Here is a 369-nt window from a genome sequence, read left to right on the forward strand (position 1 = left end):
CCAAAGATCTCAGAAGCAGCAAGGATGGCGAGTCTATGCTTCTTGAACCGCGGGATCCCATTTCAGTATAACCTTATTATCGGGATACCAGAAGGGGTTAGTCCGACAATGATGAAAAATGCTGCTCAAAGATTTGGGTTAGGGTATCAACCCAACCAAGAGGATTATCGGTGGGCTGCTAGTCGAAGAAGGGCAAGAAGGATGGCTAGAATTAAAGGAAGAGAGCTTGAAGAAGAAAAGCTAGAAATCCCTCCTCTTAGCGTGTCATTCCCAAAAGCTGCATACATAATGCAACATGATAAAGAAGCCGAAAGCCTTGGTCAAGAACTGTCAAACATGGGCATAAATACCTTGGGGGAAAACAAGATA

1 protein-coding gene is annotated in these 369 nt (G+C 44.2%); it reads left to right on the forward strand.

The window, feature by feature from the left end; translation table 11 throughout:
• Positions 1–108: 108 nt before the first annotated feature.
• On the forward strand, positions 109–369 hold a 261-nt coding region (locus ELS82_RS28060; RefSeq protein ID WP_134837869.1), incomplete at its 3' end, for a hypothetical protein.

Origin of the sequence: Vibrio ouci (assembly GCF_004551525.1) — a bacterium.
Classification (GTDB): Bacteria; Pseudomonadota; Gammaproteobacteria; order Enterobacterales; family Vibrionaceae; genus Vibrio; species Vibrio ouci.